The organism is Myroides sp. 1354 (assembly GCF_030324495.1).
GTDB lineage: Bacteria > Bacteroidota > Bacteroidia > Flavobacteriales > Flavobacteriaceae > Flavobacterium.
Window position 1 is genome coordinate 108,053 of the sequence record NZ_JACAGN010000002.1, and the last position, 15,158, is coordinate 123,210.

Genomic DNA, 15,158 nt, shown 5'->3' on the forward strand with positions numbered 1-15,158 from the left:
AACTTTTTAAAACTTAACATTTACAGAGAATACAATTGACTTTACTGGAGGAGTTGCAACACTCACATATCCTGTAGCATCTACTTCTGGATCGTATTTTAATCCGTTATCTTTAACCCATGTCCATAAGTTAGTACCGATTACAGAAAGCGTAACTCCATCCAAATTCAATGTTCTTGTAAAAGCAGAATTGAAGTTATAACCCAATGTTACGTTTCTTAAACGAATGTAATCTCCATCGTGTAAAAATCTTGTTGATGGACTTGTAAAGTTTTTATTCCCATCAGTAGCCACATATTGCACAAGAGGCACATCTGTCATATCCCCCGGTTTTTGCCATCTATCTAACATCTCAGAAGACGCATTTGAAGATACGATCGCATTGGTTGTTCCAGCTGTTTTAAATGCATATTGTTCATATACTTTATGACCTCCAGCAAATGTAAACATACCATCTAAATAGAATCCTTTATAATCCACGTGTAAATTAGCTCCTCCAGTAAATTTAGGCAAAGCACTTGCTCCTTGGAATCTTGATTCTGCTTTACTATAATCAGAAGTAGCGATATTATTTTCATCAAACCACATAGGTTGACCCGTTTGAGGATCAACACCTGCCCATGTTGGCATATACCACTCACCAACTGCATGTCCTCTAACGTCTGCTGTATATGATTTATAATCTTCCATCTCTACACCGTCAATCACAGGCATTTCTGTAATTCTGTTGCGCACTGTACCAAAGTTAGCACCAACTGAAATATTAAAATCTTTTGAACGCACGATATCAGCATTTAATTCAAGCTCAATACCGCGGTTATTCATTGCCCCCATATTCATCATTTGAGACTCGAATCCAGACATTTTAGACAAGCTTTTTTTGTATAATAAATCACTTGTTTTACTTTCAAAATAAGTAGCGCCAAAAGTGAAACGATCTTCAAACATTCCCAACATGAAACCGAAGTCCATTTTCTCTTGTTTTTCCCATCCAATTGGGCCACCAATTTGAACGGGTACAATTGCTGCTTCCCCATCATATGAAACGATATCAGCACGACGTACGTATTGATTTGGATTAATTTGAGAGTTACCATTTGTTCCGTAAGACCCTCTAAAACGCATAGTAGAAATGGTAGATTGGTTAGCCATCCAATTTTCTAAATGCATATTCCAAGCCCCTCCAACTGAATAGAAGTAACCAATACGATCTGTAAATTTAGAAGAACCTTCACGTCTACCTGTTAAATCCACTAAGAATCTATTTTGATAGTTATAGTTGATAATTCCAACATATCCTAAGTTCGCATCATCTAAGAAATCATAAGCTGCATCTTTATTCGCTGCTGCTGCTGCTAAGGAATTAAATCCTTCTAAAACGATTTGTCCCGAACCTTCTAAGAAACGACGCTTAGATTTTTGGTACTCAACTAATACTTTTGTATTGAATTGGTGATTTTCTCCTAAATAAAATTTATAATCTAACCCATTCTGAGCTACATAATTGAAGTTATTTCTAACAGCTTTTGCTGCAGTACCCCCATAATTTTTCCCATCACCATGTACAGGATTTCTATACTCAGAAAAATCAGCTAATGTATAATCAATAGCCATTGAAGAAGTGAATTTCAAATTATCTGTAATCGCATAGCTAACCGAGTTTGAATTAATTACACGTGTTACATCATTCAATGTTTGATTGTGTTTCGTCGTATATACAACGTTGTGATATCCTGAATTTGGTAAATAGTATGATCCATCTTCATTATACAATGGATTCCATGGATTCATTACTAATTTAATGTAGTTTGGATTTGAGAAATAAGCTCCCCCTTCAGAAATACCATTTTGTTTGGTGTTCGTTACTTTAATACTCGTATTAAATTCAATTTTATCATTGATTTTTTGCATAAAACTCAATGAAGCTCCAATACGTCTAAAATCAGATCCAATCACAGTACTCTCGATTTTATCATGTGACAATGAAGCATAAAAATTATGACGATCACTACCACCTGTAGCAGAAAAATTGATACTAGTAATTGGCGCATCTTGATTTTTCACATAATCACCCCAATCATTATTTGGACGACCTGCTGCCACCCAATTTCCATAATTTCCAGCTTTAGAATAATTAGCTAAAGCAAATGCTCCTGCTTCCTCACGAGTAAACCCTTCTGCTTTACCATATGTATTGTACAGCCCGTCTAAGAAAATATCTTCTTTTTCGTTTGAAGTCAATAAACGCGGTCCTTTAACTGCATTATTTTGAAAACCAATACGCGTTCCAAAGTTAAACTTTGTCGCTCCTGTTTTTCCTCTTTTTGTTGTAATCAAGATAACTCCATTCGTACCACGAGCCCCATAAACTGCAGTTGCTCCAGCATCTTTTAACACAGTCATTGATTCAATATCAGCAGGGTTAATAGTTGCTAATAAAGACAAAGAAGTAGAAGGTGTATCTGTACCTTGGTTTCCTCCAGAGAAGTCACCATCATACATTGGAATACCATCGATAACATACAAAGGTTCGTTTGTAGCCGTCATAGAGTTACGTCCACGAATACGAATATTTTGTTTTGCTCCTGGAGAACCTGAAGAAGCAGACATCTGTAAACCTGCAACACGTCCTTGTAATGCTTGATCAGCAGATGCCATTGGCGTAGCAGCTACTGCATCACCTTTAATCGCAACAGCATTTCCTGTTACTTGGTTCTTTGTTTTAACCTGTCCATACGCCAAAACAACAACCTCTTCTAACATATCTTCGACTGTTGTCATCGATACATTATAGGTGTTCGCTGCACCTACTTTATACGTAACATCTTTTAAACCAATAAAGGAAAAAGACACTACATCCCCTTGTTTCACCTTCAAAGAGTAATTACCGTCTAAATCGGTCTGTGTACCCATTTGTGTCCCTTGGATAATCACAGTAACTCCTGGCAAAGGCATACCTTCCTCAGAAACAACACCCGAAAGCGTCTTTTCTTGAGCGAATGCAAATTGCACAAATAGCGCCATGAATAGCACTAAAGTCCATTTTAACTTTGATCTCATTATTTAAATTGAATTAGTTAGTTCGCAAACATAAAAAACTAACCTAAAACCTAGTTAACTTTTTCCATCATTAACTAGAAACAAAGCAACTAAATACTAAAGAACAATAATTAAAACAATAGAATTATATAAAAAAAATAAAACAATAAAAAAAACTATTAATTTTTAAAACATTAAACACTTCAATATTTACCAAAAGACTTAACAAAGACTTATTACACGCTTTACATTTAACAATCCACGAACTCCTCTTTTTTTCTCAAAAAATCTTAAACCACTAGTTATCAAGAAAGAGAAAAAAAAGTCTCAAAAAGCAGTCAATAATTTACAAATGTTAAATTTTAAATTCTTAGGATTTCTTTAATGGATTTCTTAGTTAATATTACCTTTTCAAAGCCTAGATTCACTCTCAGAGTCTTACCTTTGTTTTTCATTTTTTAGTTATGCTACTACATCATTATTCAGAAGCACTATATGAAGCCGGAACAGACGAAGCCGGTAGAGGTTGTATTGCTGGACCAGTAACTGCCGCTGCTGTTATTCTTCCACCAGATTTTGCGAATGAAATCTTAAATGACTCCAAGCAACTTTCGGCAAAAAACCGCTATACCTTAAGAAGTATTATAGAGGAGCAAGCAGTAAGTTATGGGGTAACTCATCTTCACGAGGACGTCATCGAAGAATTGAACATCTTACACGCTGCCATAAAAGCCATGCACGAAAGCGTAAGTCAATTAAAACCTATACCTGATTTTCTCATCGTAGACGGAAATAAATTTACTGCGATTCCCAATATTCCCCATCAGTGTATCGTCAAAGGTGATGCTAAATACTTAAGCTTAGCAGCCGCTTCTGTTTTAGCCAAAACGTATCGCGATGATTATATGAATCAAATACACGAGGAATTTCCAATGTATAATTGGAAGAAAAACAAAGGATATCCAACACAAGAACACCGCGCTGCCATTTTAGAATATGGTCCTTGTAAATACCATCGAAAATCATTCAAGCTTTTACCTGATCAGTTAAAGCTAGAGTTATAGCATAAAAAAAAATCTCTTTTACATGAAGTAAAAGAGATTTTTATTTTTATATCCACATTGCTTTTTAAGCAAATACTTTCTCAACTGCTTGAATCGTAAAATCCAAATCTTCATACGTCAAAGCATCTGTAATAAACCACGTTTCATACGAAGAGGGAGCGATATAAACTCCTTCTTTCAACAATCCATGGAAAAAGGTTTTAAACGCTTCATTATTTCCATAACCTGCGGTATCAAAATCAACGACTTCACGTTCATCAAAGAAAACGGAAATCATCGATCCGACGCGATTAATCGTATATTTAATTTGTTTAGCCTCTAGTACAACTCGAATTCCTCTTTCGAGGTAAGCTGTTTTTTCTTCTAAGCGTTGAAACACTGCTAAATCATTATTAATAGCTTTCAACATAGCTAATCCAGCCGCCATAGCCAACGGATTCCCTGATAAAGTTCCCGCTTGATATACAGGTCCAACAGGTGCTAAATAATCCATTACTTGAGCAGAACCAGCGAATGCACCTACAGGTAATCCTCCACCAATTACCTTCCCAAAAGTAACCAAATCAGCTCGAACGCCAAACAGTTCTTGTGCACCTCCACGTGCCAAGCGGAATCCAGTCATCACTTCATCAAAAATCAAAAGTGTTCCATGTGTATCACACAGTTGACGCAATCCTTCTAAGAAACCTGGTTTAGGTGGAACACACCCCATATTTCCTGCTACAGGCTCTATAATAATTGCCGCGACTTCACCTTTATTTGCTTCTAAGATTGATGCTACATTCTCTAAGTCATTATAAGTAGCCAATAGCGTATCTTTTGCTGTTCCTTGTGTAACTCCAGGACTATTAGGAGAACCAAAAGTGACTGCCCCACTTCCAGCTTGGATTAAGAAGGAATCGGAATGCCCGTGGTAACAACCTTTAAACTTGATAATTTTCTCTCTATCTGTATAACCTCTAGCCAATCGAATAGCACTCATACATGCTTCTGTACCCGAGTTAACAAAGCGTATTTTATCAATATTCGGAACCATAGACACTGCTAATTCTGCAATTTCTGTTTCTATTTCTGTTGGCATACCGAAAGAAGTTCCTTTTTTTGCTTTTTCAATCACTGCATCCACTACAGGTGGATAAGCATGACCTAATAACATAGGTCCCCAAGAGTTAATATAATCAACGAGTCGATTTCCATCCACATCGTACAAATAAGCTCCTTTCGCTTCTTTGACAAATATAGGGGTTCCTCCTACAGATTTAAATGCTCTTACTGGTGAATTAACCCCACCAGGAATCACTTTTTCAGCTTCTGCAAAAAGCTGACTACTTCTTTGATATAACATAGTGTTTTATAATTTTAAGCGTTGACCAATCGAGAGATTCGTCCCATCAAGATTATTTGATTTCTGTAGTTTAGCTACAGTTGTATTGTATTTTTTTGATATGGAATACAACGTATCGCCTTTTTGAACCACATGGGTTTTCGATGTAGATTTAGCATCTACTTTGGCTTTGGTATCCACCTTAACTTCTGCTTTCTTTTCTATTTCTTTTTTAGGACGTGGTGAAGTCAGCCCTAATACTTCTCGATCATATTGATCTAATGTATAACGCTCAATAAGACTAATTAGTTTATTCGCGTATTTCGGATCAGTAGCATAACCAGCTTTTTTCAAGCCATGTGCCCATCCTTCATAATCATCCTTATCCAAAGCAAATAGATCATTATAACGACTACGCGACACTAAGAATTGAGAGTGATCGCGATACGACTCTTCTGGAGCTTCATATTTTCTAAAACATTCATCTGGAGCATCATCCGTATGACGGACTGACGGCCCATCCCATTCCTTGTGACATTTAATTCCAAAGTGATTGTTTGCATTTCTACTTAATGTCCCTTGACCAGAACCCGATTCTAAAACTCCTTGTGCCAACGTAATACTAGCAGGAATTCCATACGAAGACATATTGTCTTTCGCAATGTCTTTATACTGTAAAATATAATCCTGAATCATATCTGCCGTAACAGAAATTCTCGAAGTTGCCTCAAGCGTTTCACTAGTTTTGGCTGCCGTGCGCTTATCTTTCTCTCGCTTGGCTTCATCTTGAATACGACGTTGCTCTTCTACCTTTTTTTGTTGTGCTCGATATTGTTCTTTTGAAACCAATTCTTTGGTTTTCGACTTCTTCCCTGTGAGTTTAGAATTGTTCTTCACCCCACAACTTACAAGTGTAAGTAAACAGAACAGTAAAAAGATTTTTTTAATCATATAGCTATTTTATTTTTTCATTCCACCCTTGTAAGCCTCCCGTGTGAATAGCGAGAATCTTACTGTTATTTTTAAATTGACCTTGCTTTATTAAATCAAAGATACCAAAAAGTAGTTTACCCGTGTAAATTGGATCCAAAAGAATTCCCGTTTTCTGTTTAAATTCCCGTATAAAATCCAATAAATCAGCATTGTACTTTGCATAACCTCCAAAGTGATAGTCTGTTTGAAGCATCCAATTTTCTTTGGCAGCATACTTTTTAATTTCTTCTTGAAGAAAATCTCCCTTTAACACAGGAAATCCCATGATTATTTGATGCGCAAAAGAACTGTTAATTATGCCAGCAATTGTGCCTCCAGTACCTACCGCGCAACAAACATAATCGTAGGTTGCATCTCCTTCTTGTAAGATTTCTTCCGTTCCTTTGATTGCTTCCTCATTTGTCCCTCCTTCTGGAACAAGGTAAAAATGACCAAACTCTTCTTCCAACTGCCTCAAAAAAACGGCAGAATCTTTCGTTCTATACTCCGTTCGAGTCACAAACTTAAAACGCATACCATCTTCTGTTGCTTTTTTTAAGGTTGGATTATCGAGATAGCAGGCAGCAATTTCTTCTCCTCGAATCACCCCAATTGTCTGTATTCCCAATATTCTTCCAGCCGCCGCCGTTGCCGCAATATGATTGGAATAAGCCCCACCAAAAGTCAACAACTGTTTATAACCTTGACCAACAGCTGCCTCAACATTATACTTCAATTTCCTAAACTTATTACCCGAAACCTCTGGATGTAATAAATCTTCTCTGCGTACAAACAATTCAATTCCATGTTGAAAAGGAAGATCAATTTTCGTTGTAGGCACGACATCATTTAAAAATAGATTCTTCATTACAATCACATTTACAAGCCTTTAATTTACGATAGGTTTAACTAAAATCACTTTTTTTTGTATAAATATTAAACTAAATAATACAAGAGTTTTTAGTAACTTACCTACGGAAATTTGAGTCAAAATCCAAAGCTAAACTAGGAGACAAAACTAGTTAATAGTTTTTAGGTTTACACTTAAAAAACACATAAATAATTAATCACAAAAAACTCAGAAAATGACTTTTAAGGAACAAATTTTACAAGGAATTCCACATGAGCTACCGGCAAAAAAGGAGTATGATCCGGCAATTAATCACGCTCCAAAACGCAAAGAAATATTGACAGAAGAGGAAAAGAAACTTGCCTTGCGAAATGCTTTACGTTATTTTGATACCAAACATCATTCCGAGTTAATCCAAGAGTTTAAAGAAGAATTAGAAACATACGGTCGCATCTACATGTATCGCTTTAGACCCGATTACAAAATGTATGCAAGACCAATCGAGGAATATCCAGGAAATTCTACACAAGCCAAAGCAATTATGTTGATGATTCAAAACAATTTGGATTATGCTGTTGCTCAACATCCACATGAATTAATCACTTACGGTGGTAATGGTGCTGTTTTTTCAAACTGGGCACAATACCTACTAACCATGCATTATTTAGCAACGATGACTGATGAGCAAACGCTAGTGATGTATTCTGGACATCCGATGGGATTATTCCCTTCTCATGCTAAAGCTCCTCGCGTTGTAGTAACCAATGGAATGATGATTCCGAATTACTCCAAACCAGATGATTGGGAAAAATTCAATGCTTTAGGTGTTACTCAATATGGTCAGATGACGGCAGGAAGTTATATGTATATTGGTCCTCAAGGGATTGTACACGGAACGACCATTACTGTTTTAAACGGTGGTAGAAAAATCGCTAAAAACGGAGAAGACTTAACTGGTAAACTATTTGTAACTTCAGGATTAGGAGGAATGAGTGGAGCTCAACCAAAAGCAGGTAATATCGCAGGTTGTATTACTGTATGTGCAGAAGTCAATCCGAAAGCTGTACACACCAGACATTCTCAAGGCTGGGTAGACGAAGTAATTACAGATATCAACGCTTTAGTTCCTCGAGTAAAACAAGCACAAGAAAACAAAGAAGTAGTTTCCATTGCCTTCCAAGGTAATATTGTGGAAGTATGGGAAAAATTTGCAGAAGAGAACCTTTTCGTTCACTTAGGATCTGATCAAACTTCATTACACAACCCATGGGCTGGAGGATACTATCCAGTAGGATTGTCTTTTGAAGAAGCAAACGATATGATGGCTAATAACCCTACTTTATTCAAAGAGAAAGTACAAGAGTCTTTACGCAGACAGGCAGCTGCAATCAACAAACACACAGCTAAGGGAACTTACTTCTTCGACTACGGGAATGCTTTCTTATTAGAAGCATCCAGAGCAGGCGCGGACATTATGGCTGCTAATGGCATTGATTTCAAATATCCAAGCTATGTCCAAGACATTATGGGTCCCATGTGTTTCGACTACGGATTTGGGCCATTCCGTTGGGTATGTGCTTCTGGAAAACCAGAGGATTTAGCGAAGACAGATGAAATTGCTTGTCGCGTATTAGAAGAAATTATGCAAAATTCTCCTGTTGAAATTCAACAGCAAATGGCAGATAACATCCGTTGGATTAAAGGCGCACAAGAAAACAAACTCGTCGTTGGATCACAAGCGCGTATTTTATATGCAGATTCAGAAGGGCGAATTAAAATAGCAGAAGCCTTTAATCAAGCGATTAAAGAAGGGATTATCGGTCCGGTAGTACTAGGTCGTGATCACCACGATGTATCAGGAACAGATTCACCTTACCGTGAAACATCCAACATTTACGATGGATCTCGTTTTACCGCTGATATGGCCATTCACAACGTGATTGGAGATAGCTTTAGAGGCGCTACTTGGGTTTCTATCCACAACGGCGGTGGCGTTGGATGGGGAGAAGTAATCAATGGAGGATTTGGCATGCTTTTAGATGGTAGTAAAGAGTCTGACGAAAAATTAAAATCCATGTTATTCTGGGATGTAAACAACGGTATTGCGCGACGCAATTGGGCTAGAAATAAAGAGGCTACCTTTGCAATTAAACGTGCAATGGAGGTTGAACCACTTTTAAAAGTAACCCTACCAAATATCGTTGACGATAGTTTATTAAATTAACTCACAAAAATAAGTAAGCGATGAAAACTGTATCCAAATTTCTAATTCTTGCGGCTGTAACTATTTTTTCAGCCTCTTGTAGTAGTGTGCGTGTTAGTGCCGATTACGACAAAAACACCAATTTTACAGCTTATCAAACCTATGCTTTTTTCAAAGAAGGGATTGACAATGTAAAATTAAACGACTTGGATAAAAAGCGTATTTTAAATGCGATTGACCAGGAAATGACGGCTAAAGGCTTTACTAAAACAGATAGTAATCCTCAACTATTAGTAAACATTTTTACTAAATCACAACAGCAAGTAAACGTAACAACCAACAACGATTACTTCTACTCGAGATACGGCTACTATGGATGGGGGTACGCTCCTTATTGGGGACCTAATTCCACCACAGTATCCACATCAATTGAAGGGAAATTATACATCGATTTCATTGATACAACTAAAAAAGCTTTAATCTGGCAAGGAATTGGAACGGGCTATATAGACAACGCCAACACACCCGAAAAGAAAGAGGCTAAAATTCAGGATTTTGTACAGAAGATATTGAGTACGTATCCACCTGAGGTGAAGAAGTAATAATTTTATGCTTAACTTTTTAATCTTAAAACAATCGCAAATCATTTTTTAAGAATTAAAATATAGTTTAATAATAAAGAGGTAAAATAAGAACCAATATATTCTTATTTTATCTCTTTATTTTTATTCTATACTACCACACCAATAAAAGATAGAGATTGCTTAAAAAATAATAACATTATCAATTAGAGTCTGCTCCAAAAGATCACCTTAAAGCTGGGAAATGAAAGAAAAAAATATTACTACTATTAAAAAGGAACAAAATCTGAAACCGTTATAGGCTATATAATAAAACTACGGAAATTCAATAGAAATAAAGTAAAAGAAACACCCTTTGATATGGCTGGTTCTATGAAACAGATAGCAAAAAAAATGCTTCACGAACGCTATACAAGTTATCAATCGTTTCCACGTGCAAAAACTTGCTAGCGAAGCACTTCCGAATATTCGAATTAAACATCGTTAGATTGAAATGGACAACGAAAATAATGCTATTATCCAGGCTAAGGGTACAAATAAAACCTATACTCCTGATACCTTATCCAATGGAGATACAAAAAACAATTATTAGCCCAATCTAGACATTTACTATACAAAAGCCCTAATAACTGGACAATAGGCCAACAAGATAGAGCTAAACTATTATTTGAATTATACCCGGAAATTGAGTAACCATATGGCTTAACAAACAAGTTAAGAGCAATATACAATCAACTTATTCCAAAAGAAGTCGCTATGACTAAACTTACCTATTGGTTCATTCAAGTAGAAAATACTAACCTTGAACAATTTAATACGGTAACTAAAACCTTTATGTTATACTACGCGGATATATTAAACTACTTCAATGATAGAAGTACCAATCATCTGCAGAATCCTTTAATGCTAAAATTAAGTACTTTAGAATGATGTATAGAGGTGTAAGAGACAAGTTCTTTTTCCTGTTTAGATTGACTAAACTTTTTTGCGTAGTAATCCAATAAACGAAAACTGATTTAGAGGATGCGACCTCTCTTGCGTCGAGGTGACATACGAACCGAAGACTTGACTAAAATAAAATATTTTTTACTGTCCTCAACTTTTTCGCTTGATTCCAACTTCCGCACTTAACTCCTGATACTTAATTAAATATAAAAAAAAATTAAAGCATAAAAAACACCCTAAAATAAAAAAAAAGACTGCCTTTTTGAGACAGTCCTTTTTTTATTTAATTAATTCTTATCTATTTGATAAAAAATTATTTAACTGATTTTCTTCCTCCGAAAACAGAGTTTTTAAGGAATTTCGCGCTTATTTTAACGCTTGCTGCACCTTGAACTAAATTTCCATCAGCATCAACTTCTCTCCAGTAGTAACCAGTTCCAAGTGTACCATCAAATTTAATTCCGTTTGCATCATTCTCAACATGTAATGTTAATAAGAAATCTGTATCACTATCAGCAATAGCTACATCTACTAACTCATTACTTAAATCAAATGGAACAAAACGACCTGCTTCAAAATCAGCAACAGCTGAACTAGCAATAAATGTATCTTCACCAACATTTGCTGGCCATTGGTATGGTTGACCAATAACTTGATTAGTTACAAACATTGTAGAACTTCTAGTAACATATGCTTGAGCTTGCTCATCAATAGTACCTAATTCATAAGTTACAATAGAGTAAGTCCCCTCATCAGTGTAAATATATGGTTGGAATTGTCCTTGAGCATTTTTTATACCGTTGATATAAACTCTTTTAAGGTTAGTAATTTCTGTATATTCTCCATTTAATTTAACGTAGTTTTCAGGAATATTTTGTTCTTTTACAACAACAGAAACTTCATCGCTAGTTACATATCCATCTTTAGAAGCAACAAATTTAAACGTTCCAGCAGCTGTTGAAGTGAAAACTCCTCCTGCAACTGCAGTACCATTAGCTTGTTTCACTGTAAATCCAGTAACATTAGCTCCGTTTTCATCTTTTACAGTAAAAGTAACTGCTTCATTAACGAATACTTCAGTTTTACTTGGAGTTAAAGTTAATTTTAAAGGATCTGTTGGAATCTCATCTTTTTTAACAGTAATAGTTACAACATTACTATCATTAAAATCTTTTTTCTTAGCTTTTACTTCGTATTTACCTTCTTTAGCAAAAGTGTATGGACTAGAGATTTTCTCAGTTCCAATGTAAAGTTCTGCTCCTGCTTCAACTTTTCCATCAACTTTTACAGTAAAAGCAACTGCATCACCTTCTTTTACAGAAGTTTTATCAGCAGATAACGCCAAGTCCTTTTGCTTTGGATCATCATTTTTGCTGTCGTCGCTACCACAAGAAGCTCCGAATGTAGCTAAACCAGCTACAGCCAAAAACATAAATAATTTTTTCATAAATATTTGCTTTAATTAGTTAATAATTGTGTTGCAATATAAAAACATTTTTGAAACTAAAAAAAAAATTAGTTAATATTATCTTTAATGTTCCCTAATAACCTACAATAATAACCAAATATTATAGAATAAACTCCTCTTTCAATCACAATATTTAACACTAAAAATACATAAAAATAAAATATTTAACTACAAAAATACACATAAACTATTTTAACATTTACAAAAAGACCTTCCTCTCCTATTATTTCATTATTCCCATCATTCCACTACTAAAGAACGAGAGCTTATAATAGATTCATCTTTTTCCTTATATTTACCGCAACCAAACTACTTTTAGAATACTATGAACGCAAAAGAATACGAAAGCAACGAATTAATCGACCGATTACCTCCTCACTTAAAGCAATTTATCAAGCCGCAAGACTATGAAGATTACACGCCTATTAACCAAGCGGTATGGCGCTATGTGATGCGCAAAAACGTAGATTACTTATCTAAAGTAGCACACGACACCTATTTAGAAGGGTTAAGCAAGACAGGTATTTCGGTAGAATCTATTCCTAGTATGTATGGTATGAATAGAATTTTAAAAGAAATTGGCTGGGCAGCTGTCGCAGTAGATGGTTTTATTCCACCCAATGCTTTTATGGAATTTCAAGCTTACAAAGTACTGGTAATTGCATCTGATATTAGACAATTAGAGAATATTGAATATACTCCCGCACCCGATATTATTCACGAAGGTGCTGGGCATGCTCCTATTATCGCCAATCCTGAATATGCAGAATACTTAAGACGATTCGGAGAAATTGGATGTAAAGCTATTTCATCCGCTCACGATTATGAAATTTACGAGGCTATCCGCTTGCTTTCAATCTTAAAAGAAGCAGAAGGTGTAGCTGAAACAGATATCAAAAAGGCAGAGGATGAAGTGGATCGTTTGCAAGCTATTACTTCTGCTCCATCTGAAATGGCATTGATCCGAAACCTACATTGGTGGACCGTTGAATATGGATTAATTGGCACAGTAGACAATCCAAAGATTTACGGCGCTGGTTTATTGTCTTCTATCGGAGAGAGCGCTTGGTGTATGACGGATAATGTGGAAAAGCTTCCTTATACTATTGAAGCAGCGAATCAAGGGTTTGATATTACAAAACCTCAACCTCAACTCTATGTCACTCCTGATTTCGCATATTTAAGTGAAGTATTGGAGAACTTTGCCAATAAGATGGCTTTGCGCAAAGGTGGGTTGGAAGGAATTCAAAAATTAATTGATTCCAAAGCTCTAGGTACCATTGAGTTAAATACAGGTATTCAAATTTCCGGGCATTTCACTAACGTAATTGAACAAGAAGGAAAACCTGTTTATGTACAAACTACAGGAGCTACTGCTTTATCCTATAGAGAAAAAGAATTAGTTGGACATGGAACCGAAACCCATCCACACGGATTTGGCACAGCCTTAGGTCGCTTAAAAGGAATTAATTTAGCCATTGAAGACATGAGTCCACGCGATTTAAAAGCATACAACTTATTCGAAGGACAACCTGTAACACTAGAATTCGAAGGGGACATTACAGTTTCAGGAACGAATATTACAGGAATCAGAAATATTCACGGCAAAATTATCTTAATCAGCTTTAAAGACTGTACGGTTACGCATGGTGATACGGTATTATTCCAACCGGAATGGGGAACCTATGATATGGCGGTAGGTGCGGATGTTATCTCTGCCTTTTCAGGGCCTGCGGATTACAGAAGTTTTGATTTAGTCAATCACGTCCCTTCATCCAAAACAATCAAGGCAGTACGCGATGAAGATAAAATCAAACTAGAGGGGCTATATCAAGCGGTACGTTTAATGCGTGAAGAAAATAAAACAACAGATCTACATGGAATTTTAGATACTTTAATCGCTTCTTATGCCTCAGACTGGTTGTTAACGGTTGAGATTTTAGAACTAGCGAAAAAGAATCAAGATAACGCTTTATATCAAAAAGCAATGAATCGCCTAGAACAACTCAAGGTTGAACGTCCTAAAGTTGCTCATTTGATTCTAGATGGTGTAAGCATTATTGAACAAGCATAAATTACAAAGGGAAAGTGACAGATAAGTCACTTTCTTTTTTTATGGTATTTCCTTGATATTCTAATGTCCACCCTAACATCGTAGTCACTACTAATAATTTCCCTAATTCACTTGTTAAGCGATTTTCTGCATTGGACTTTAAACTCGATTGTTCAATCTTGCGCTGTAAATCTTCTTTAATTTTTGCATTAATCTTATTGTAATCTGCTCCAGTAAATGGGTTAAATGTACTCGTTTCTACATCATATAGTTTATAATCGGGATAAATGTGTATTTCCGGTTCTGGTATATACACCAATTGAACCACTTTATTTTTTTCGTCAATTTGATATTGCAATTGCGTTAAATCATATTCCACGGTTGCTTTTGCATTGACAATTACCACGGCCTTTTTGGTAAAGGAAACCAAATTCAGCAAATACTTTTGTTGATCTTGATACGTCATCACTTGGGTATAATTGGCTTCTGTTACAATCAACTTACTGACATTTTTCAATTGTTCTTGAATCAAGTCCGAATTATACTCAACATTACTATTCGATTTACCAAACGTATATTGATAAATCACTACCCCCATAAACATGAAGAATAGCACAATAAAAAAAGAAAAGATAACTTTAAAGATTGTTCTCATCGTT

At 35.8% G+C, this 15,158-nt stretch carries 12 protein-coding genes; 6 read left to right on the top strand and 6 right to left on the bottom strand.

Annotated elements, in window-relative coordinates; genetic code table 11:
- Positions 1-6: 6 nt before the first annotated feature.
- Positions 7-3,060: a SusC/RagA family TonB-linked outer membrane protein gene (locus HX004_RS03390; RefSeq protein WP_286440897.1), complete on the bottom strand. Its 3,054-nt coding sequence runs from the start codon at positions 3,058-3,060 to the stop codon at positions 7-9.
- A gap of 443 nt (positions 3,061-3,503) precedes the next feature.
- Here HX004_RS03390 and rnhB point away from each other — a divergent pair, with 443 nt between their 5' ends.
- Positions 3,504-4,103, top strand: a complete 600-nt coding sequence (gene rnhB, locus HX004_RS03395; RefSeq protein ID WP_286440898.1) for a ribonuclease HII — start codon at positions 3,504-3,506, stop codon at positions 4,101-4,103.
- A gap of 64 nt (positions 4,104-4,167) precedes the next feature.
- Here rnhB and hemL read toward each other — a convergent pair whose 3' ends face one another.
- From hemL to HX004_RS03410, 3 genes are read right to left on the bottom strand one after another with little or no spacing between them, the layout of a single operon-like run.
- The gene (gene hemL / locus HX004_RS03400) at positions 4,168-5,448 is read right to left on the bottom strand and encodes a glutamate-1-semialdehyde 2,1-aminomutase (protein ID WP_286440899.1); all 1,281 of its coding nucleotides are present in this window, start codon (positions 5,446-5,448) and stop codon (positions 4,168-4,170) included.
- A 6-nt stretch (positions 5,449-5,454) separates the two neighbouring features.
- Positions 5,455-6,378, bottom strand: a complete 924-nt coding sequence (locus HX004_RS03405) for a glucosaminidase domain-containing protein (protein WP_286440900.1) — start codon at positions 6,376-6,378, stop codon at positions 5,455-5,457.
- A 4-nt stretch (positions 6,379-6,382) separates the two neighbouring features.
- Complete coding sequence (locus tag HX004_RS03410; RefSeq protein ID WP_286440901.1) at positions 6,383-7,267, bottom strand: 1-aminocyclopropane-1-carboxylate deaminase/D-cysteine desulfhydrase; 885 nt, start codon at positions 7,265-7,267, stop codon at positions 6,383-6,385.
- Between the two features lie 217 nt (positions 7,268-7,484).
- Between HX004_RS03410 and hutU the strand changes: the two genes are divergently transcribed.
- The 4 genes from hutU to HX004_RS03430 all read left to right on the top strand — a co-directional run bounded on the left by hutU (position 7,485) and on the right by HX004_RS03430 (position 10,963).
- Positions 7,485-9,473: a urocanate hydratase gene (gene hutU, locus HX004_RS03415; protein ID WP_286440902.1), complete on the top strand. Its 1,989-nt coding sequence runs from the start codon at positions 7,485-7,487 to the stop codon at positions 9,471-9,473.
- 20 nt (positions 9,474-9,493) lie between these two features.
- Entirely contained in the window at positions 9,494-10,054 is a 561-nt protein-coding gene (locus HX004_RS03420) for a DUF4136 domain-containing protein (RefSeq protein WP_286440903.1), read from the top strand.
- 397 nt (positions 10,055-10,451) lie between these two features.
- Positions 10,452-10,520 carry a hypothetical protein gene (locus HX004_RS03425; protein WP_286441128.1) on the top strand — a complete coding sequence of 23 codons (69 nt, stop codon included), beginning with the start codon at positions 10,452-10,454 and terminating at the stop codon, positions 10,518-10,520.
- A gap of 269 nt (positions 10,521-10,789) precedes the next feature.
- Positions 10,790-10,963 (top strand): transposase, encoded by a 174-nt coding sequence (locus HX004_RS03430; protein ID WP_286440904.1) that lies wholly within the window; start codon positions 10,790-10,792, stop codon positions 10,961-10,963.
- A gap of 328 nt (positions 10,964-11,291) precedes the next feature.
- Here the strand turns inward: HX004_RS03430 and HX004_RS03435 are convergent, their stop codons facing one another.
- A complete protein-coding gene (locus HX004_RS03435; protein WP_286440905.1) occupies positions 11,292-12,425 on the bottom strand; it encodes a hypothetical protein in 1,134 nt (377 codons plus the stop codon).
- A 346-nt stretch (positions 12,426-12,771) separates the two neighbouring features.
- On the opposite strand from HX004_RS03435, the gene HX004_RS03440 reads away from it, so the two are divergent.
- Positions 12,772-14,520 (top strand): aromatic amino acid hydroxylase, encoded by a 1,749-nt coding sequence (locus HX004_RS03440; RefSeq protein WP_286440906.1) that lies wholly within the window; start codon positions 12,772-12,774, stop codon positions 14,518-14,520.
- A gap of 1 nt (position 14,521) precedes the next feature.
- On the opposite strand, the gene HX004_RS03445 is transcribed toward HX004_RS03440, so the two are convergent.
- The gene (locus tag HX004_RS03445; protein WP_286440907.1) at positions 14,522-15,154 is read right to left on the bottom strand and encodes a DUF4230 domain-containing protein; all 633 of its coding nucleotides are present in this window, start codon (positions 15,152-15,154) and stop codon (positions 14,522-14,524) included.
- Positions 15,155-15,158 lie beyond the last annotated feature (4 nt).